This is a genomic window from Uliginosibacterium sp. TH139, assembly GCF_002855595.1.
Taxonomy (GTDB): Bacteria; Pseudomonadota; Gammaproteobacteria; order Burkholderiales; family Rhodocyclaceae; genus Uliginosibacterium; species Uliginosibacterium aquaticum.
This window is the reverse complement of the sequence record NZ_PKRR01000001.1, coordinates 530,982-551,739: the sequence shown is the minus strand read 5'-3', so window position 1 is coordinate 551,739 and position 20,758 is coordinate 530,982. Positions and strand designations below refer to the sequence as shown.

Here is a 20,758-nt window from a genome sequence, read left to right as displayed (position 1 = left end):
GCCGTCAACCATACTAAGACGGGCGGGTAAACCGAGGCAGCAATGCCAGCGGCTTCAACCCGGATGTTGCGAGGCAGGCAAGCAGCTTTGCCGGCTGGCGTCAGGCAGTTCAATTACCAGGAATCGGCGCATGAACCTCATGCCCTTGAAGGCTCCGGCGAATATCGACTTCAATCAGCCCGCCCAGTGCCAGGCACTGCTGCGGCGGATCAGCGTCACCGATCTGGAAGAGGCCGGCCGCACCCTGATCCAGTTGCTTGAGGGCATGGCAGTAGCCAGCCCGCCCCCACTGGCCCAACTACAGGTACTGGAAGAAGCCCGCCAGACCCTCGATTACGTGCTCGGCGAGGTTTCAAAACGCTACGCTTCACGCCCGCTCCCCCCTTCCAGCCACGAAGAGGAGACGCTGCGTCAGGTCGTACGGCTATGGTCGCTGATGGCCACCAACTACGGCTTCGTGGCCCAGCGCGGCACACTGGCCGGCGATGGCAGTGTGGACGACAAGCGCGCCCTGATCGCCCAGCGCCGCATCCGTTATCACGCCCTGGCCATGACCGAGTACTTCCGTGCCCGCCAGGAAATGCCGGAAAACCTGTGGCTGGATCTGCACCAGCTCTTCGCCTCGGCAGAGCGCAGCGGCGTGGCCAGCACCCGTGTACCGGACGCACTGAACGAAACCTGGGGCGCCCAGAGTCCGCTCGAAGCCTATGTTGCTTTGCTGCTGACCGATGCGGCCAGCCCCTACAGTCGCACCCCGCGTGAGTTCCTGTGGGTCGTGCGCTGGGCCCAGCGCTTTGCGCCCTACTGCACTCTGCACACTGGCGGAGTGGGCACTAACACCAACCTCTACCTGTTGGAACCCGACAGTGACCACGGCCTGCGCCCGGCCGGCACGGTCGATCCCGCCGCAGTCGTCCGCAGCCTCGACACCACCAAGCTCGCAAGCCACATCCAGGCCGTCGTCAGTCAGCTCAAGAGCGGTGTTTCAGCCGCTTCGCTGGGCCTTGGTGACGACTGCGTGCAGCCGGCCTGCGCCCGCCTCATCGTATCGCTCTACCGCCCCTGGGGGCTGGCTTCTTCCGGCCGCAAATTCCCGCGCAAGCTGCTCCATGGCCAAGTCGAGGTGTGTACTGATCCAGTCGGCGTGGCCTATTTCCTTACCGGCAAGGCCTTCGAGCAACCCGAAGACGAGCAGATCCACTACAACGACTTCACCCGCACCGAAGCCATGCTGGCGCTGGGCGAGCGCGTCGAGCAGGCTGAAATGACGGATGCCCAGCTCACCGAACATGCCCTGAAATTGGGCTACGTACTGGAGCCATGGGATGTGCTGGATCAGTCCGTGGCGGGCTTCCGACTGATGCGGGCGCAGGGCGAATCACGCCTTGATCACCGCCAACTGATCGGCGTGCGCACCAACGCGCAAGAGCGGATCCTGCTGGCCGAGATCAGCTGGCTGCAATACTTGCAGAACGGCGCGCTGTGCTGCGGCATCTCGCTGATGCCGGGGCCACCCACGGTACAACCGGTGCGCCTGATCGATCCGCAACGCAAATCCCTGCGCGAACGCTTCAAACTAGGTTTCCTGATCCCGGGCGTCACCGCGCTGAAGACCGAACCGAGCTTGATCGTACCGGCAGGCTGGTATGTGTCGGATCGCCGCGTCGAGGTGCGCGCCGAAACTCCTTGGGTAGCACGCATGATCAAGCTCATCGCGCGTGGCGCGAATTTCGACCGGGTCAGCTTTGTACGGGAAGACGCAGTCGCTTCGCCGGAAAGCGCGCCGTAAAACAGCTCCCCTCACCCGATTGGCTGCGGATCAGCAACAGCCCCTGGTGACGGTTCAGCACATGCTTGACGATGGCCAGACCAAGGCCGGTTCCACCAGTTTCACGCGAGCGGCCATGATCCACGCGGTAAAACCGCTCGGTCAGGCGGCTGATATGCTCCGGGCCGATACCAATGCCGTTGTCGGCCACTGCAAACTCCCCGCAGCCATCGGCCGCCACGCGCCAGCTCAGGCGGATCGTGCCGCCTTCCGGGGTATAGCGCACGGCATTGCTGGCAAGGTTGGAGAAAGCGCTGTGCAGTTCCTTCTGGCAGCCCAGCAGGGTTGCCGGCATTACTGCATCCAGCACGATGGCATGCTTTCCTGCTGACAGCTGTTCGGTCTCGTAGAGCACGCTGCGCACCAGTGCGCCGGCATCTACTGGATCTTCCACGCTGGTCAGCTGATTGGCCTGCAGGGTGGAGAGCTGCAGCAGATCGTCCACCAGACGCTGCATACGCTGCGATTGTTGCAGCGCTAGCCCGAGGTAATGCTCGGATTCACCGGGCGTGATGTCCTCGCCCGCATCCAGCATGGTCTCGATGAAGCCATTGACCACGGTGAGCGGGGTCTTCAGTTCATGCGACACATTGGCCACGAAGTCGCGGCGCATGGTGTCCAGGCGTTCGAGCTGGGTAATGTCGCGCGCCAGCACCATTTCCTGATCATCACCGAAAGGAATCACCTGCACCGCAAGGGTCAGCCCCTCCTGACGACTGCTGTGCAGCACCAGTGGCTCACGCGTGAGCTCGGCCGGCGCGCGCAGGTAATTCACGAAAGTCGGCTCGCGCACCAGGGTGGTGATCGCACGGCCCATGTCGCGTTCGCCATCGAGTCCAAAATAGCCGGCGGCGGCGGCATTGATCCATTCGATGGTGTGCTGGCGGCTCAGATAAATCACGCCATCCGGCAAGGCCTGGCTAGCCTCGCGAAAACGCGCCAGGCTATGCGCCAGGCGTTCGCGCTGCTCGCGTTCGCTGCGCGCACGCCGCGCCAGACTGGCAAAGATGTAGTCCCAAACGCCAAAGGCCACTGGCGTAGGCGTACCAAGCGGCTTCTGGGCCCAGTTCACCAGCCGGGCCATGTGCCGCAGATGGTGCAGCAGGATCAGCAACAGCAGACCGATCAGCAACAGCAGGGCCGTCAGCGGATCGAAGAACAACCACAGCAGACCGCCCGCCCCGAGCACGAGGAGAACCGTTTCGCCCGCTGCCAGCAGGATGTAACGCCCGGCAAGAATCTTCTTTACTCCTGGTCTGCGGTCGCAGGCAACTCGGCCGAGAAACGATAACCACTGCCACGCACGGTCTGGATCAGGCGGTCGTGGCGGCTGGCTTCGAGGGCACTGCGCAGGCGGCGGATATGTACATCCACGGTCCGTTCTTCCACGAACACATGATCACCCCACACCTGATCAAGCAACTGTGCCCGCGAGTGTACCCGCTCGGCGTGAGTCATGAGGAAATGCAGCAGGCGGAATTCAGTCGGGCCGAGATTGGCCGGCTCACCGCCAGCAGTCACGCGGTGGGTGGCCGGGTCGAGGCGCAGGCCACCGATCTCCACGGCATCTTCAGTTACCTGCGGAGCCCGCCGGCGCAGCACAGCCTTGATACGGGCGACCAGCTCGCGCGGCGAGAAAGGCTTGGTCACGTAATCGTCCGCTCCGATTTCCAAACCCATGACCTTGTCCTGCTCTTCGCTGCGCGCGGTCAGCATGATGATCGGGATCGTGCGGGTGCGTTCCTCGTTGCGCAGGCGACGAGCAAACTCCACGCCGCTCATGCCGGGCAGCATCCAGTCCAGCAACACCAGATCCGGCAGGGCTTCGCGCACGATGCGTGAAGCGGTCTCGGCGTCGCTGGCCCGCATCACGGCATGGCCGGCGCGCGTCAGGTTGGCGGCAATCAGTTCCTGGATCGCAGGTTCGTCTTCAACAAGCAGGATGTTCGCAGGCATGGCACTCCCCTTCGTGCGTTCGATTCCTGCAGTCTATTGCCAATGCATGACTGTTTTGTGACAGGTAAGCATTGTGCAACACAAGCGGATCTGCCAACAGCCGGACGAAGCGCGCCCGACCACGGCTTTTGAAGGATAATCGCTGTATCCACTGCTGTTACGGCATCTCCACATGGCTGGCCTGAACCCCGACACTCCTCTGCCCACTGCGCTGACCCTGCATCAGCGCGCCCGTACCCTCGAGATCAGCTTCGAGGATGGCCTCAGCGCCACCCTGAGTCACGAGCTGCTGCGGGTGTATTCACCCTCCGCCGAAGTGCGCGGCCATGGTGCCGGCCAGGAGGTGCTGCAGTTCGGCAAACAGGACGTCGAGCTGATCGACATCCAGCAGATCGGCAATTACGCCGTGAAGCTGGTGTTCTCCGACGGTCACGACAGCGGCCTGTATTCCTGGGATTACCTCCACGAGCTGGCCAGCCGACATGAAGGCCTGTGGGCCGACTATCTGGCCCGCCTCACCGCCGCAGGAGCCAGCCGGGATCCGGCTGCACCGGTCCCCGATCATCTTCGCCCCGCCGCCCCGGCCAAAGCCTGCGGCAAGCACTGAGACTACTGCCATGAACGACAAGACCACCCATTTCGGCTTCGAGCAGGTTCCGGAGAGCGAGAAGGCCGGCCGCGTGCGCGGCGTGTTCTCCTCCGTCGCGCAGAAATACGATGTGATGAACGATCTGATGTCCGCCGGCATGCACCGCCTGTGGAAGGCCTTCACCATTGAACTCGCCAACGTACGCCCGGGCGAAAAAGTGCTGGACGTAGCGGGCGGCACCGCGGACCTGTCACTCGCCTTCGCCAGGCGAGCGGGCCAGACCGGTCAGGTCTGGCTCACCGACATCAATCACGCCATGCTCAGCGTCGGGCGCGACCGCACGACAGACAAGGGATTCCTGCTGCCGGTCGCCCAGTGTGATGCCGAGAAGCTGCCCTTCCCGGACAACCACTTCGATCTCGTCACCGTGGCCTTCGGCCTGCGCAACATGACCCACAAGGATGTAGCCCTGGCTGAAATGCGCCGCGTGCTCAAGCCAGGCGGGCGCCTCCTGGTGCTGGAGTTCTCACAGATCTGGAAGCCACTGGCCAAGGCCTACGACGTGTATTCCTTCAAGGTCCTGCCCTGGCTGGGCCAGAAGATTGCTAACGACGCTGCGAGCTACAAGTACCTCGCTGAATCGATCCGCATGCATCCGGACCAGCCCACTCTGGCGGGAATGCTTACAAGTGCCGGCCTGCAGCGCGTCGAGTTTTTCAATCTGGCCGCTGGCGCCGTCGCCCTGCATCGTGGTTACAAGCTCTGATTTGGCGCAAGGCTTGAAACCTTTCCGGAAGCACTCCATCTAAGTGGAAGCGCGCGTCTTGCGCGCATTCGCTCGCAGAGAGAAAACCCATGTTCAAGAACCTCATGCTTTCCATCGCCTTCGTCTCAGCCCTTGTCGGCGCGAGCATCGAAGTGGCCGAAGCCAAGCGTCTCGGCGGCGGCCGCAATACCGGGATCCAGCGCCAGGTGGCACCCACCCAGCGTCAGGCGACGCCCACGGCCACCCCGCAACAGCAGGCTGCGCCCACTCAAGCTGCGCGTCCAGCCAACCAGCCGGCTCCGGCCGCACAGCCCAGCGGCTGGCGCAAATGGGCCGGCCCGCTCGCCGGACTCGCCGCCGGTATCGGCCTCGCCGCCCTTCTCTCGCATATGGGAGTAGGGGCCGAGTTCGCGGGCATCCTGCTCGCCATTCTCGCCGTCGTCGTTGTCGTAGCCCTGCTGCGCCGCTTCATGGGTGGCGCCCGCCAGCAGCAGGCTGAACCGGCCTTTGCCGGCGCCGGCAACGTCAGCCCGATGCAACGTGAGGCCACCCCTCAAGCCGCTTTTGGCGGCGCAGCTGGAGCGAGCCCTGAAGCTGCAGAAGCTCGTTTCCCAGCAGGCTTTGATGTGGCCGCCTTCGAACGTCAGGCCAAGCTGAACTTCATCCGTCTGCAAGCGGCCAACGATGCCGGCAACCTTGCTGACATTCGCGATTTCACCTCGCCAGAGATTTTCGCCGAGATCAAGCTGGGCATCGACGAGCGCGGTGGCAAGGCTCAGAAGACCGATGTCGTCGTTCTCAACGCCGAAGTGCTCGAGGTGGTGGAAGAAAACAGCCAATACATTGCCAGCGTGCATTACTCGGGCTCGCTACGTGAGGATGATGCGGCGGCCCCGCAAGCCTTCGATGAAATCTGGCATCTCGCCAAGCCAGTCGACGGCAATCGAGGCTGGACCCTCTCCGGCATTCAGCAGCTCAGCTAAACAAGAACGCGCCATCCAGACGGCCACCGGGGTATCCTCCGGTGGCCGTTTTCATTTCTGTCACCGCCATGTTCGACGCCCTGCCGCTATCCCTGATCAATCGTTTGTTAGCTGCCGAGCGCTGGGCTGCCGACCTGCTGCGACCACACGCCGGCCAGACGGCGGCACTGCAACTCGGGGGCCTGTCGCTACGCTTCACCGTCACGGAAAGCGGCATGCTGCATGTCGCGAGCAAGGATGCGCCTGCGGATCTGAGCCTGAGCATTGCCGCCGATGCGCTGACGCAACTCTTCGATGGGCCGGAGGCCTTGCGTCAGGCTGCGCACATCGAGGGCAACGCGCGCTTCGCAGAAAGCGTGGGTCTGCTGCTGCAACATTTGCGCCCCGATCTGGCCGGGCACTTCGCACCGCTGATCGGTGACGTCGCAGCACATCGACTCGGGCAGACTGCTGCCAGCCTGAGCCGCCACACGCTGAAGGCCGGGCAGAGCCTCGCCGGCTCGGCACTCGACGCCTTGCGCGCGCCGGGCGCCCCACTTATCGGCAAACACGAGATGAACGCGTTCAGCAGCAGGCTGGAAGAACTGCTCACTCGCCTGCAGAAACTCGAAAAGCGCCTCTCCTGAAACAACAAAGGCACCCGAAGGTGCCTTTGTCTGCTACAGCGTTCCGCCTGCGCTCAGTGCGTGCGATGACGGAACTTGTCGATCGCAGCCAGCTGAGCAATCGCTTCGGCCAGTTCGGCCTGTGCAGCGGCGTAATTGACTTCGCCCTGGCGAGCCGTCATCAGCTCTTCAGCACGCTTCTTGGCTTCCATTGCCTTGGCTTCGTCCAGATCCTTGCCACGGATGGCGGTATCCGCCAGCACGGTGACCAGGTTCGGCTGAACTTCAAGCATGCCACCCGCCACGAAGATCACTTCCTCTTCGCTCTTGTTCGGGAGCTTGATGCGCACCGTACCCGGACGGATACGGGTTAGCAGCGGAGCATGCCCGGGCAGAATGCCCAGATCGCCCGACTCGCCCGGCAGGGAGACGATTTCGGCCAGCCCGGAGAAGATTTCCTCTTCCGCGCTGACGACATCGACGTGTACGGTCATTGCCATTTTTTACCCCTTGGGAAGGGGGAAGGGTCAGAGGGAAGAATAAGGTCAGGCGCCAAGCCAGCCCTTATCTCTCCCCCTTATCCATCCCTTATTGCAGCGTCTTGGCCTTCTCGATGGCTTCGTCGATGGTGCCGACCATGTAGAACGCCTGCTCCGGCAGGTGGTCGTAATCACCGTTAACGATGCCCTTGAAGCCCTTGATGGTGTCCTTCAGGCTGACGTACTTGCCGGGCGAGCCGGTAAACACTTCGGCCACGTGGAAGGGCTGCGACAGGAAACGCTGGATCTTGCGCGCACGACCCACAGCCAGCTTGTCTTCCGGAGCCAGTTCGTCCATGCCCAGAATCGCGATGATGTCGCGCAGTTCCTTGTAGCGTTGCAGGGTTTGCTGCACGCCACGGGCCACGTTGTAGTGCTCTTCGCCAACGACCAGCGGATCAAGCTGGCGGCTGGTGGAGTCGAGCGGATCAACCGCCGGGTAGATACCCAGGGCAGCGATATCACGCGACAGCACAACGGTGGAGTCGAGGTGGAGGAAGGTGGTGGCAGGCGACGGGTCGGTCAAGTCATCGGCAGGCACATACACGGCCTGGATCGAAGTGATCGAGCCCACCTTGGTGGAGGTGATGCGCTCCTGCAGCTTGCCCATTTCTTCAGCCAGCGTCGGCTGATAGCCCACGGCGGAAGGCATACGGCCGAGCAGTGCGGACACTTCGGTACCGGCCAGGGTGTAGCGGTAGATGTTGTCCACGAAGAACAAAATGTCGCGGCCTTCGTCACGGAACTTCTCGGCCATGGTCAGGCCGGACAGTGCGACGCGCAGACGGTTGCCCGGGGGTTCGTTCATCTGACCGAACACCATCGCAACCTTGGACTCCTTCAGGTTGTCGAGCTTGATGACCCCGGCTTCAGCCATCTCGTGGTAGAAGTCGTTGCCTTCACGGGTACGCTCACCCACACCGGCAAACACCGACAGACCGCTGTGCTGCTTGGCGATGTTGTTGATGAGTTCCAGCATGTTCACCGTCTTGCCCACGCCGGCGCCGCCGAACAGGCCAACCTTGCCGCCCTTGGCGAACGGACACACCAGATCGATCACCTTGATGCCGGTTTCGAGCAGATCCACGGAAGGCGACAGCTCGTCGAACTTAGGCGCCGGCTGGTGAATCTCGCGACGCTCGTCGCACTCCACCGGGCCCACTTCGTCGATCGGACGACCGAGCACATCCATGATGCGGCCCAGGGTGCCGTGACCGACCGGCACCGTGATGCCCTTGCCGGAAGCATTGACCTTCATGCCACGGCGCAAGCCGTCAGAAGAGCCCATGGCGATGGTGCGGACGATGCCGTCACCCAGTTGCTGCTGGACTTCGAAGGTCAGACCCTTCTCCACCAGCGCGTTTTCTTCAGCAGCGTCGAGCACCAGGGCTTCGTACACGCGCGGCATGGCTTCGCGGGGGAACTGGATGTCCACCACGGCGCCGATACACTGAACAACGGATCCTTGACTCATTGTCATATCCTCAATAACTAAATTCAAACCGCTGCGGCGCCGCTGACGATTTCCGAAATTTCTTTCGTGATCGCAGCCTGGCGGGTCTTGTTGTAGACCAGCTGGAGTTCCTTGATGACGTTACCGGCATTGTCGGTTGCAGCCTTCATCGCCACCATGCGGGCACTCTGCTCGGACGCGATATTTTCCGCGACCCCTTGGTACACCAAGGCTTCCAGGTAGCGGAGCAACAGCTCGTCGATGACGGTCTGCGGATCCGGTTCGTAGAAGTAATCCCAGGAGTGTGCAGGCGCCCCCATGCGCTCACCGGTCAGCGGCAGCAGCTGCTCGATCACCGGTTCCTGGCGCATGGTGTTGATGAATCGGGTGTAAGCGATATAGACCGCATCGACCTCACCGGCCAGATACTTATCGACCATCACCTTGACCGGGCCCACCAGCTTGTCCAGATGCGGCGTATCACCGATGTGGACCAGGTGCGAAACCACTTTTGCACCCATGCGCTGCATGAAGCCGTAGCCCCGATTGCCGATTGCCGTGACCTCGATGTTCTTCACACCCTCGGCTTGCCATTCCCGCATGCTGTTCACCGTCATCCGCAGGATGTTGGTGTTCATCGCTCCGCACAAACCCTTGTCAGTCGTGACAAGGATCAGGCCAGCCCCCTTCACCGTCTCGCGCGGAGTCAGGAAGGGGTGCTTGTAATCAGCGATGTTGGCATTCGAGAGGTTAGCCGCCAGACGACGCACCTTCTCGGCATAGGGACGGGCGTGCCGCATCTTTTCCTGCGCCTTGCGCATTTTGGATGCGGCCACCATCTCCATGGCCTTGGTGATCTTCTTGGTGCTCTGAACACTCTTGATCTTGGTCCGGATTTCTTTTCCGCCAGCCATGATGTGTCCTGATCAGTTGTTCCAGCTCTTCTTGAACTCGATGATCGCGGCCTTCAACACGGCTTCAGCGTCAGCGTCCAGATCCTTGCTCGAATCGATTTTGCTCATCAATTCGCCTTGGCTGCCACGCAAATACTGATGCAGGGCCGCTTCGAAGGGCAGGATGTTCTTGACGTCGACATCGTCGGCATAGCCACGGGTGATCGCGTACAGGGTCGCAGACATTTCAGCGGTCTGCAGCGGTGCGTACTGAGCCTGCTTGAGCACCTCCACCACGCGGCGGCCACGCTCGAGTTGCTTGCGGGTTGCATCGTCCAGGTCGGAAGCGAACTGCGCAAAGGCAGCCAGCTCACGATACTGCGCAAGGTCGGTACGAATACCGCCGGAGAGCTTCTTGACGACCTTGGTCTGAGCCGCACCACCCACACGCGATACCGAGATACCGGCGTTGATAGCGGGACGAACACCGGCGTTGAACAAGTCGGTTTCGAGGAAGATCTGGCCGTCGGTAATCGAAATCACGTTGGTCGGCACGAAGGCAGACACGTCACCCGCCTGGGTTTCGATCACAGGCAGAGCGGTCAGCGAACCGGTCTGACCTTTGACTTCGCCGTTGGTGAATTTCTCGACATACTCTTCCGAAACTCGTGCGGCACGCTCCAGCAGACGCGAGTGCAGGTAGAACACGTCGCCAGGATAGGCTTCGCGGCCCGGCGGACGGCGTAGCAGCAGCGAGATCTGGCGATAGGCCCAGGCTTGCTTGGTCAGATCGTCATAAACGATCAGCGCATCCTGGCCACGGTCGCGGAAATACTCGCCCATGGTGCAGCCGGCGTACGGCGCGATGTACTGCATCGCAGCGGAATCCGAAGCCGAGGCAGCGACAATGATGGTGTATTCCATCGCGCCGTGTTCCTGCAGCTTGCGCACCACGTTGTTGATGGTGGAAGCCTTCTGGCCGATCGCCACATACACGCAGAAGAGGTTCTTGCCCTTCTGGTTGATGATGGTGTCGACTGCCACGGCGGTCTTGCCCGTTTGGCGATCGCCAATGATCAGCTCGCGCTGGCCACGGCCCACCGGCACCATCGAGTCGATAGCCTTCAGACCGGTCTGCACCGGCTGCGACACCGACTTACGCCAGATCACACCCGGAGCGACCTTTTCGATCTTGTCGGTGAGCTTGGCGTTGATCGGGCCCTTGCCATCGATCGGCTGACCCAGTGCATTGACCACACGGCCAATCAGCTCGGGGCCGACCGGCACTTCCAGAATGCGGCCGGTGCACTTGACCGTGTCGCCTTCGGAAATGTGAGTGTATTCGCCGAGTACCACGGCACCCACGGAATCGCGCTCAAGGTTGAGAGCAAGGCCGAAAGTGTTGTTCGGGAACTCCAGCATTTCGCCCTGCATCACGTCGGCCAGGCCATGCACGCGACAGATCCCGTCAGTCACGGAGACCACGGTGCCTTCGTTGCGTTCAGTCGCGCCGAGTTGCAGGTTCTGAATGCGACTCTTGATGAGATCGCTGATTTCAGAAGGATTGAGTTGCATGAATGTGCTCCTAGTTCTGTAGCGCGGCGGCCATGGCGGCAAGCTTGCCGCGCACGGAGGCATCGATCACTTCGTCGCCCACGGCGATACGCACACCACCGATCAGGTCCGGATCAATCTGCACGGTGACGCGCACTTTCGACTTGAAGTGCGCCTCCACATCGGCAGACAGACGGGCCAGGGCTGCGTCGTCCAAGGGAAAAGCGGAAGTCACGACTGCGTCCTTGACGCCTTGATGGGCATCCCTAAGCTGACCGAACACCTCGCTGATCTCGGACAGGACTTGTGCGCGCTCGGCTTCAACCAAGACACGTACGAAGTTGGCCTGCTCGACCGAGGCCTGCACACCCGAGCTTTCCAGCAACAGCTGGGTCAGCTGGGCAGCAGCAAAACGCGGGTCGCCGAGGCATTCGCTGACCTGCGCATCGGCCGCTACGGCAGCCAGACGCTCAAGCAGTTCGCCCCAGGATGCGAGCGCGCTCGCATCCCGCGCCAGCGCAAAGACGGCCTCGGCGTAAGGACGCGCAAGGGTGACGTTTTCGGCCATGGCTCAGTTAAGTTCCTGTTTCAGGTTGGTCAGCAGCTCGGCATGGACCTGGGCATCGATCTCGCGGCGCAGGATGCGCTCGGCACCCGCAACAGCCAGTGCGGCCACTTCGGCGCGCAATTCTTCGCGGGCGCGTTGGGCAGCAGTGGCAGCTTCGCCTTGGGCGGCTTCACGCGCGGCAGAAACAATACGCGCCGCTTCGGCACGCGCTTCTTCCACGATGACTGCAGCCTGCTTTTCGGCCCCGCCACGTACATCAGCAGCAGATTCGCGCGCTTTGCGCAATTCTTCGCCAACACGCTTCTCGGTCAGAGCCAGATCGTTCTTTGCCTTGTCCGCCGCAGCAAGTCCGTCAGCGATCTTGCTTGCGCGTTCGTCGAGGGCCTTCACGATCGGCGGCCACACGAATTTCATCGTGAACCAAACGAACGTCAAGAACACCACGATCTGCGCAATGAAGGTTGCGTTCAGATTCACGGCAGATTCCTTTCCTGGTGATGAAGAGTGAAACGATCAGGAAAGATCACTTCAGGAACGTGGAGGTCGCGAACCAGAGGGCGATACCGGTACCGATAATGAACGCGGCATCGATCAGGCCAGCCAGCAGGAACATCTTGACCTGCAGGGCGTTCATCAGCTCGGGTTGACGTGCGGATGCCTCGAGGTACTTGCCACCCATCAGGGCGATACCGATACAGGCACCGATAGCGCCCAGACCGATGATCAGACCGCAAGCGAGTGCGACGAGACCGTAAACTTGTTCCATGTTGACTCCTAAGCGTAAGTGATTGATGAAGCGTTGAAAGGGTGGGTAAAACTGGAAATCAGTGGCTTTCGTGCGCCTGGCCGACATACACCAGGGTCAGCATCATGAAGATGAAGGCCTGCAGCACCACGACCAGGATGTGGAATACAGCCCAGGCAAAGCCGGCAACGAAGTGCCCAAAGAACAGCAGAATGCTCGGCAGGTTTGCGCCAGTCCAGGCAGCCCCCATCAGAGCGATCAGCATGAAGATAAGTTCGCCGGCAAACATGTTGCCGAACAGACGCATCCCGTGCGAGATGGTCTTGGCTGCAAATTCGATGAGCTGCATGGCGAAGTTCACCAGACCCAGCACCACGGCCAGAATAGGATTCTTGCTGGTGCCGAAGGGCGCGCTGACCAGCTCGTGGGCCCAGCCGCCAATGCCTTTGATCTTGGCGTTGTAGTAAAGGCAGATCAGCAGCACAGTGACGGACATGCCCATCGTGGCGTTGATGTCTGCAGTCGGCACAACACGCATGTAGGCATGGTGAGGATCATGACCCATACCGGCATAGAGGCCTTCCCAGATGCGCGGAATCAGATCCAGCGGCAGGAAGTCCATGGCATTCATCAGGAACACCCAGACGAAGATGGTGAGTCCGAGCGGCGCCACGAACTTGCGCGATTCGGCGCTGTGAATCAGCCCCTTGGCCTGGTCACCCACCATTTCGACGAGCAGTTCAACGGCGGCCTGGAATCGCCCCGGCACGCCGGAGGACGCGCGACGCGCGGCCAGCCACAAAACGAAGCCGCCAAGTACTGCCAGAAAAACCACCCAGAACACGGTGTCATAATTGATCAGGCCAAAATCGACCAGATTCTTCTGGACAGCACCCGTTCCGTTCAGGAAGGTCAGGTGGTGAGCAATGTATTCGCCCGCAGTTACGGTGTGCTGGGCGACGTCGTGTTCAGCAGCCATGTCAAGGTTTCACCAAAAAAGCCAAAAAATTCGCTTGCAGGGTGATGATCAGACCCATCACCAGTGCGCCCCAATGAACGCCCGGATACAAGGCCGCCACCAGAACCAAAATCACTAACGAGAGCAGTGTCTTGAGGACTTCTCCCGTAAAAAATGCGCTTGTTTGCGCCTGGCCCGTGCGCTTCGTCGCTCGCAGCAACCAGAGCGCGAATACGGCCGTCGGCAACACACAGACCAGAGCTCCGAAACCTGCCGATGCTGCGCCGCGCAAACCAAATAGCAGGGCAGCTGCTACAACGCCGATCAGGGCTGCAAGTGCTTGCAGGGCTACGAGCTTCAACATCCTTGACCAATGCGGCGAGTAGGGCTTTTACAGCCTAGAGCCGCGCCATCTTAGGAGCGTCTTTGGGGCAAGTCAATCATGCGGCACCGCGGCAAACCCCTAACAGTTTTGATGTTTTTTGCTTTATCCAAGCGAAGGTCTTTTAGATCAAGGCTCGGCCCGCCAGAAGAGTCGTTCGACATTTTTTACAAATCCGCCTTGATTGTGCGCAACAGCATTTACTTTTCAGGCAATTCACCACTCCACTTTCGACATAAATCAAGCACAGCCCCGCTGCGACGCAAACGCAGCACCGCAACGGGAACTCGTAAAGCAACAGATAGGCCAGATTTCAAAATGTGCGGGCATCTGTACAGGTGAGGGCGGCTGCCAGAATTGCGGCGATCCGCGCTTGCTGCGGTGCAGCGCAGCCATACGCCGGAGTTTGCGCTAAAGTCGCGCGCTGAAAGTCACGACTGCGTCGCAGTTTGTGCAGTTCCTGACAAGACTGAGGGAGTCCTTCAATGACGCTGGGCAAGCGCATTGGTATCACCATGTTGCGGGCCATCGCCCGCGTGCTGTTCCGCATCGAGGTGCGCGGCAATCCGCGCGTCTCGTCGAGCAAGCTGCTGATCATCGCCAACCACGAGTCTTTCCTGGACGGCCTGTTGCTGGGCATCACGCTTCCGCAACGTCCACTCTTCGTAGTCCATACCGGAGTGGCCCGGACCCTGTTCTTCCGCCTGCTGCTGAAGACCGTTGACCACCTGGCCGTGGACCCGACCAGCCCGATGGCCATGAAAACCGTCATCCGCGTGATCGACAGCGGCCGCCCGGTCGTGATCTTTCCCGAAGGCCGCATCACCACCACCGGCAGTCTGATGAAGACCTACGACGGCCCCGCCTTCGTGGCCGCAAAAACCGGAGCTACCATCCTGCCGGTGCGCATCGATGGCGCAGCGCGCACCTATTTCTCGCGCCTATCCGGCAAGCATCCGCACCAGCTCTTCCCGCGCATCACGATCTCGATCCAGCCGACCACGCGCATCGAGTGGCCCTCCGAAGGCAGCAGCCGTGAGCGCCGGCGCAAGGCCGGTGAGGCCATGCGCCGCCTGATGCAGGAAATGATCTTCGCCAGCCGGCCGAACCAGACCCTGTTCGAGGCAATGCTGTCTGCGATCTCGATCCATGGCCGCTCCTGGCGGCTGGTGGAGGACATCAAGCAGATCGAGTACAGCTATGGCGATCTGCTCAAGATGACGCTCGCACTGGGCCGCCTGGTTGGCCGCAAGTGCGCCGAGGGTGAGCGCGTGGGGGTGCTCCTGCCCAATCTGGCCCCAACCCTTGGCCTGATCCTGGGCCTGTCCGCCTTCCGCCGGGTGCCGGCGCTGATGAATTACACCTCAGGCGCGGAAGGCATGCTGGCAGCCTGCGAGGCGGCCACCATCCGCCGCATCGTGACTTCGCGCGGCTTCATCGAACAGGCCAAGCTGGAAGACAAGATTTCAGTACTCGAACAGCATTACGAGTTGATCTATCTGGAAGACCTCAAAGCCGAGATGACGGCCTGGGACAAGGCCTGGCTGATCCTCTGGGCGCTGCGCTTCCCGGCCCTGGCTGCGCCCGGCGGTAATGCCGAAGATCCGGCCGTGGTGCTGTTCACCTCCGGCTCGGAAGGCAAGCCCAAAGGCGTGGTGTTGTCGCACCGCGCGATCCTCGCCAACATCCAGCAGGCGCGTGCGGTGGTGGACTTCTCCTCGGAAGACAAGCTGCTCAACGCCCTGCCGCTGTTCCACTCCTTCGGCCTCACAGTGGGCGGCCTGCTGCCAGTGATTTCGGGCGCCAGCGTATTTCTGTATACGTCACCGCTCCATTACCGCGTCATCCCCGAGCTGGTGTATGACCGCAACTGCACGATCCTGCTGGGTACCAGCACCTTCCTGTCGAATTACGCCAAGCATGCCCACCCGTATGATTTCTATCGCCTGCGCTACGTGATCGCCGGCGCCGAGAAGCTGACCCAGACGGTGCGCACGAACTGGTTCGAAAAATTCGGCATTCGCATCCTGGAGGGCTATGGCGCGACCGAGTGCGCGCCGGTGCTCGCCGTGAATACCCGTATGGCGTATCGGACCGGCTCGGTGGGCCAGCTTCTGCCGGGCATGCAAGCCAGGCTGATGCCGGTGCCGGGCGTAGAGCTGGGCGGGGCACTGCATGTCAGCGGGCCGAACCTGATGAGCGGCTATCTGCGCGCCGACAATCCAGGTGTGCTGGAACCGCCCTCTTCCGAGCTGGGCAGCGGCTGGTACAACACCGGCGACATTGTGGACATCGATGCCGATGGCTATCTGTTCATCGTTGGCCGCCTCAAGCGCTTCGCCAAGGTGGCCGGCGAGATGATCTCGCTCGAAGTCGTCGAACGCCTGGCCCTGCAGGCATCGGACAAGGGTGTGCATGCTGCCACCAGCCAGCCCGATGCGGCGCGCGGCGAAAACATCCTGCTCTACACCACCGACAAGATGCTGACCCGTGACCTGATTCAGGCCGCCGCACGCAGCGCCGGCTCGCCGGAGATCGCGGTGCCGCGCAAGATTGTCGTGGTCGACGAATTGCCCGTGCTCGGTTCGGGCAAGACCGATTATGTGACCCTCAAACAATGGGCCGAAACGGCCTGAGCAAGTTTCGTAGGGCGAACTTAAGTTCGCCGCCGGCCCCGGTGTGCGACTGAAGTCGCACCTATATCGAGACACCCGTCCGCCCGCCATCGCAGCGTGCGGCTTGAAACAGAATTTGCTGGAGACCCGATGCTGCGTCTGATCCTCAAGGGCCTATTGCGCCCACTGTTCCGCCTCGTGTTCCGGGTGCAGGTACATGGCGAAGCCGATATCCGCGCAGAGCGCCTGCTGATCGTGGCCAACCACGAATCCTTCCTCGACGAGCTGCTGCTGGGTCTGTTCCTGCCGCAACGGCCGGTCGTCGTCGTATACAGCTCGGCGAGCTGCAGCCGTGTGCTCCGCTTCTTCGCGCGCGGCCTGGTCGATTACCTCACCATCGATCCGAACAACCCGATGGAACTCAAAACGGTGATCCGGCTGATCGAAACCGGCCGGCCGGTGCTGATCTTCCCCGAAGGCCGTATCACCACCACCGGCAACCTGATGAAGACTTACGACGGACCCGGCTTCATCGCCGCCAAGTCTGGTGCCACCCTCCTGCCGGTTCGCATCGAGGGCGCTGCGCGCAGCTACTTCTCGCTGCTGCAGGGCCATTATTCGCGCTCGCTGTTCCCGAAGATCCGCCTCTTCGTGCAGGAACCAACACTCATCGAAACCGCCAAGGCGGCCCACGGCGAGCAGCACTATCTGGCTGGCCAGGCCATGCACCGGGTGATGACCGACCTGATGTTCGCCGGCCGCGCTGAGCAGACCCTGCTTGCAGCCCTGCTCGAAGCAGCCCGCATCCAGGGCCGCAACTGGCGCCTCCTGGGAGACGTGGAACATGTCGATTACTCCTATAGCGACATCCTGCGCACCGCACTGGTCCTGGGCCGCAAACTCGCCGCACGTAGCGCCGAGAATGAACGCTTCGGCGTGCTGCTACCAAATGTGGCGGCCCTGCTGGCGCTGGTCTTCGGCCTTGGCGCCTTCCGCCGCCCGCCCGCCATGCTCAATTACACTGCCGGCGTGGACGGCATGCAGGCCGCCTGCAGCGCTGCCTGTATCCGCCAGATCATCACTTCGCGCAAATTCATCGAGCAGTTCAAGCTCGGCGACAAACTCGCCCGCCTGCAGGGCGTGGAATTCATCTACCTTGAAGACCTGCGCCGCGAAGTCAGCCTCGCTGACCGCCTGTGGTGGTTGTGCTTCGCCCGCCACCGGCCGCTTGCCGCGGTGCCTGCCTCGCGCCCGGAAGATCCGGCGGTGGTGATGTTCACCTCCGGCTCGGAAGGCAAGTGCAAAGGCGTGGTGCTCTCGCACCGCGCGATCCTCGCCAATGTGTCGCAGCTGCGCTCGGTGCTGGATTTCTCGGTCAATGACGTGATTGTCAATGCCCTGCCGCTCTTTCACAGCTTCGGCCTCACCTGCGGCGGCATGATCCCGCTGCTATGCGGCGCCAAGGTCTTTCTCTACCCCTCGCCGCTGCACTACCGGGTGATCCCGGAGCTGGCCTACAACGCGTCCTGCACGATTCTCTTCGGCACCAACACCTTCCTGGCCAATTACGCCAAGCACGCCCATCCCTTCGACTTCTACCGCCTGCGCTACGTGGTGGCCGGCGCCGAGAAGATCACCGATAGCGTCCGCCAGGCCTGGTTTGAGAAGTTCGGCACGCGCATCTTCGAAGGCTATGGCGCCACCGAATGTGCGCCGGTGCTCAGCGTGAATACCCAGATGGCCTATCGCTCGGGCAGTGTCGGCAAGTTCCTGCCCAGCATCGAATACCGCATCCAGCCCCTGCCCGGCGTGGAATCGAAGGATGGCCAGCCAAGCGGCCAGCTGCATGTGCGCGGCCCCAACCTCATGAGCGGCTATCTGCGCCATGACGCGCCCGGCATCCTGCAGCCGCCGCACTCCGAAATAGGCCCGGGCTGGTACGACACCGGCGACATCGTGGAGATCGACGCAGAGGGTTTCGTGCATGTGCTGGGCCGCGTCAAACGCTTCGCCAAGGTGGCCGGTGAGATGGTGTCGCTCGGCGCCGTGGAATTGCTGGCTGGCGAGGCTGCACCGGAGGGCCAGCATGCCGCCATCGCGCTCAGCGACGACGAGCGCGGCGAAACCATCCTGCTCTACACCACGGCCACCGGCCTCGCGCGCGAAACACTCCTCGCCACGGCTCGCAGCAAGGGCAGCCCGGAGCTGGCCGTACCGCGTCGTATTGTTTACCTCGACGCCTTGCCGCTGCTGGGTTCGGGCAAGGTGGACTATCCGGAACTGAAGCGCCTCGCGGCCGCCTGAGCGTCCGTTAGCGGGCTCGCGGCGGGGGCGTCCATGCACAGGATGCCCTCGACTACACGCCCTGAGCAGGTTCTGAAAAACGCCCGAAGTGCACACTTCCGTGCAGCCAAGCACCAGGCTTGCGCAAAAACCTCTTTTTTAGAGCGGCTATTTCCGTGAAATAGTTCCGCACTGCACAACACGCCCTTCCGGGCAGCAATCCGGGATTTCCCCAAGCTGGCGCGCGCTGGGGCTTCTCACTCGGCGCATAGATCCCTATGCATCCATGCTGCGTGGCACAACCCGTGCTTGATCTGGAACAAGTTTACCTGCCCTTCCGCCCCTGTGTGATCGTCGCACAAGTGTCATGCGGGCATGGCAAAAACGGTGAATTCCACACGGAGGGCCCACCATGCAAGCTGCCGCGTCGTCCATTTCCTGGTCCGGGGAAACCGACAATCTGCGCTCGCGCTTCCCGCTGGTTGGGCTGATCGAAACCCTGCTCGGCCCGGTGTTGGCGGTGGTCACCCTAATCATCAGCGTGTTGGCACACGAGGGCAGCTTCGACCGCCACTACTTCGCACTCTCCCTGCTGACCTTCCTGCTGCTCTTTCCGGGCATCCTGCGCATTTCGGAGAGCCGCTGGCGCATGGCGCTGAAGGCCAGCCTGGCCTGGCTGGTGCTGTGCGCCACGCTCTACTTCATCGGCTATGTCACGGATTATCTGGACTTCTACGACCGCGACATCATCCTGACCTGGCAACTCGCCACCCTGGCCGCCTTGCTCGCCTCGCACGAAATTGCACGCCAGAGCCTGCTGCGGGTGCTGGCCCATGACCCCTCAAGGGTCGTCATCGTGGGCGCCAACGATACCGGCGTGGAACTGGCCGCCCACTTCGAGCAGGATCGCTACGCCGGCTCACGCTTTCTGGGTTTCTTCGACGACCGCCCGCGCGAACGCATGGGCCATCACATCGGTGATCGCTCGGTACTCGGCGCCATCGACAATCTGGCCAGCTACGTCAAGACAAACGCCGTCAATCAGATCTACATCGCCCTGCCGATGGCCTCCCAGCCCCGCATCCTGGCCCTGCTGCAGAGCCTGCGCGACACCACCGCCTCGGTCTATTTCGTGCCGGACCTGTTCGTGACCGAACTGATCCAGGGCCGCGTCGAGCATGTCAGCGGAATGCCCGCAGTGGCTGTCTGCGAGAGCCCCTTCACAGGCGTGAACGGCATCATCAAGCGCGCCGAGGATCTGGTTCTGGGCAGCCTGATCGTGCTGCTGATCTCGCCACTGCTGCTGGGCGTGGCCCTGGCAGTGAAATTCACTTCGCCCGGCCCGGTGATCTTTGCCCAGCGCCGCTACGGCCTCGATGGCAAGGAAGTGATCGTCTACAAGTTCCGCTCCATGACCGTCACCGAAGACGGCGACAAGGCCTACACCCAGGTCAGCAAGGGCGATGCTCGCGTCACCAAAGTTGGCGCCTTCATCCGCAAGACTTCGCTCGACGAGCTGCCGCAATTCATCAACGTGCTGCAGGGGCGCATGAGCATCGTTGGCCCGCGCCCGCACGCAGTGGCGGTGAACGAGAAATATCGCACCGTGATCTCCGGCTACATGGTGCGCCACAAGGTGCGCCCGGGCATCACCGGCTGGGCCCAGGTGAATGGCTATCGCGGCGGCGACGATCTCGAGCACATGAGCAAGCGCATCTATTACGACCTGCAATACCTGCGCAACTGGTCGCTGAGCCTGGACCTGCGAATCATCCTGCGCACCGTCGGCCTGGTCGCAAAAGACAGCGCCGCTTACTGAACAACACGTCGTCAAGAACAGGCTCTACCCCCCTCGTTTCAAGGAGAACTCTCATGAACATCATCATCCGTTGTCTGGTTGCCTGCGTGGCTTGCTTTGGCTTCATGGTCGCCACCAGCCTGTCGCAATCGCGCGCCCCGCAAGTGCCCAGTGCCGCTGCCGAGCCGGCTCCGGCCAGCCCGGTTGTGGCCGTGATTCCGCACACGCGCTCTGTCGAGTGAG

General features: G+C 61.9%; 20 protein-coding genes. 9 read left to right on the top strand and 11 right to left on the bottom strand.

Annotated features, from left to right (window positions below; translation table 11 throughout):
* Positions 1-130 precede the first annotated feature (130 nt).
* On the top strand, positions 131-1,789 hold the full coding sequence (locus C0V76_RS02555; RefSeq protein WP_101940772.1) for a hypothetical protein: 1,659 nt from the start codon (positions 131-133) through the stop codon (positions 1,787-1,789).
* On the opposite strand, the gene phoR is transcribed toward C0V76_RS02555, so the two are convergent.
* A complete protein-coding gene (gene phoR, locus C0V76_RS02550; RefSeq protein WP_101940771.1) occupies positions 1,740-3,017 on the bottom strand; it encodes a phosphate regulon sensor histidine kinase PhoR in 1,278 nt (425 codons plus the stop codon). The two genes, C0V76_RS02555 and phoR, sit on opposite strands and share 50 nt — an antisense overlap.
* A 56-nt stretch (positions 3,018-3,073) precedes the next feature.
* Positions 3,074-3,784, bottom strand: coding sequence for a phosphate regulon transcriptional regulator PhoB (gene phoB / locus C0V76_RS02545; RefSeq protein ID WP_101940770.1), 711 nt, complete (start codon positions 3,782-3,784; stop codon positions 3,074-3,076).
* Between the two features lie 172 nt (positions 3,785-3,956).
* Here phoB and C0V76_RS02540 point away from each other — a divergent pair, with 172 nt between their 5' ends.
* From C0V76_RS02540 to C0V76_RS02525, 4 genes are all read left to right on the top strand, one after another.
* Positions 3,957-4,391, top strand: coding sequence for a gamma-butyrobetaine hydroxylase-like domain-containing protein (locus tag C0V76_RS02540; protein WP_101940769.1), 435 nt, complete (start codon positions 3,957-3,959; stop codon positions 4,389-4,391).
* A 10-nt stretch (positions 4,392-4,401) separates the two neighbouring features.
* Positions 4,402-5,139, top strand: a complete 738-nt coding sequence (gene ubiE / locus C0V76_RS02535) for a bifunctional demethylmenaquinone methyltransferase/2-methoxy-6-polyprenyl-1,4-benzoquinol methylase UbiE (protein ID WP_101940768.1) — start codon at positions 4,402-4,404, stop codon at positions 5,137-5,139.
* An 89-nt stretch (positions 5,140-5,228) separates the two neighbouring features.
* Positions 5,229-6,122 (top strand): Tim44 domain-containing protein, encoded by an 894-nt coding sequence (locus C0V76_RS02530; protein WP_101940767.1) that lies wholly within the window; start codon positions 5,229-5,231, stop codon positions 6,120-6,122.
* Between the two features lie 41 nt (positions 6,123-6,163).
* Positions 6,164-6,748, top strand: coding sequence for an SCP2 domain-containing protein (locus tag C0V76_RS02525; RefSeq protein ID WP_101940766.1), 585 nt, complete (start codon positions 6,164-6,166; stop codon positions 6,746-6,748).
* A gap of 53 nt (positions 6,749-6,801) precedes the next feature.
* On the opposite strand, the gene C0V76_RS02520 is transcribed toward C0V76_RS02525, so the two are convergent.
* The 9 genes from C0V76_RS02520 to C0V76_RS02480 form a co-directional block, all read right to left on the bottom strand.
* On the bottom strand, positions 6,802-7,227 hold the full coding sequence (locus tag C0V76_RS02520; protein WP_101940765.1) for a F0F1 ATP synthase subunit epsilon: 426 nt from the start codon (positions 7,225-7,227) through the stop codon (positions 6,802-6,804).
* A gap of 88 nt (positions 7,228-7,315) precedes the next feature.
* A complete protein-coding gene (gene atpD, locus C0V76_RS02515) occupies positions 7,316-8,740 on the bottom strand; it encodes a F0F1 ATP synthase subunit beta (RefSeq protein ID WP_101940764.1) in 1,425 nt (474 codons plus the stop codon).
* Between the two features lie 23 nt (positions 8,741-8,763).
* Positions 8,764-9,633 (bottom strand): F0F1 ATP synthase subunit gamma, encoded by an 870-nt coding sequence (gene atpG, locus C0V76_RS02510; protein ID WP_101940763.1) that lies wholly within the window; start codon positions 9,631-9,633, stop codon positions 8,764-8,766.
* A gap of 12 nt (positions 9,634-9,645) precedes the next feature.
* Complete coding sequence (atpA, locus tag C0V76_RS02505) at positions 9,646-11,187, bottom strand: F0F1 ATP synthase subunit alpha (protein ID WP_101940762.1); 1,542 nt, start codon at positions 11,185-11,187, stop codon at positions 9,646-9,648.
* A gap of 10 nt (positions 11,188-11,197) precedes the next feature.
* The gene (locus C0V76_RS02500) at positions 11,198-11,734 is read right to left on the bottom strand and encodes a F0F1 ATP synthase subunit delta (protein ID WP_101940761.1); all 537 of its coding nucleotides are present in this window, start codon (positions 11,732-11,734) and stop codon (positions 11,198-11,200) included.
* Between the two features lie 3 nt (positions 11,735-11,737).
* On the bottom strand, positions 11,738-12,211 hold the full coding sequence (locus tag C0V76_RS02495; RefSeq protein ID WP_101940760.1) for a F0F1 ATP synthase subunit B: 474 nt from the start codon (positions 12,209-12,211) through the stop codon (positions 11,738-11,740).
* A 46-nt stretch (positions 12,212-12,257) separates the two neighbouring features.
* Positions 12,258-12,500 (bottom strand): F0F1 ATP synthase subunit C, encoded by a 243-nt coding sequence (atpE, locus tag C0V76_RS02490; RefSeq protein WP_101940759.1) that lies wholly within the window; start codon positions 12,498-12,500, stop codon positions 12,258-12,260.
* 58 nt (positions 12,501-12,558) lie between these two features.
* Positions 12,559-13,458 carry a F0F1 ATP synthase subunit A gene (gene atpB / locus C0V76_RS02485; RefSeq protein ID WP_101940758.1) on the bottom strand — a complete coding sequence of 300 codons (900 nt, stop codon included), beginning with the start codon at positions 13,456-13,458 and terminating at the stop codon, positions 12,559-12,561.
* A gap of 1 nt (position 13,459) precedes the next feature.
* Entirely contained in the window at positions 13,460-13,801 is a 342-nt protein-coding gene (locus C0V76_RS02480; RefSeq protein ID WP_101940757.1) for an ATP synthase subunit I, read from the bottom strand.
* A 503-nt stretch (positions 13,802-14,304) separates the two neighbouring features.
* Here C0V76_RS02480 and aas point away from each other — a divergent pair.
* The 4 genes from aas to C0V76_RS19835 all read left to right on the top strand — a co-directional run bounded on the left by aas (position 14,305) and on the right by C0V76_RS19835 (position 20,757).
* Positions 14,305-16,455, top strand: a complete 2,151-nt coding sequence (gene aas / locus C0V76_RS02475; protein WP_173893961.1) for a bifunctional acyl-ACP--phospholipid O-acyltransferase/long-chain-fatty-acid--ACP ligase — start codon at positions 14,305-14,307, stop codon at positions 16,453-16,455.
* A 129-nt stretch (positions 16,456-16,584) separates the two neighbouring features.
* A complete protein-coding gene (locus C0V76_RS02470) occupies positions 16,585-18,738 on the top strand; it encodes an AMP-binding protein (protein WP_101940756.1) in 2,154 nt (717 codons plus the stop codon).
* Positions 18,739-19,129: 391 nt separating this feature from the next.
* Entirely contained in the window at positions 19,130-20,536 is a 1,407-nt protein-coding gene (locus C0V76_RS02465) for an undecaprenyl-phosphate glucose phosphotransferase (protein ID WP_216821623.1), read from the top strand.
* Positions 20,537-20,589: 53 nt separating this feature from the next.
* Positions 20,590-20,757, top strand: coding sequence for a hypothetical protein (locus C0V76_RS19835; protein ID WP_158239116.1), 168 nt, complete (start codon positions 20,590-20,592; stop codon positions 20,755-20,757).
* Position 20,758: the final 1 nt, after the last annotated feature.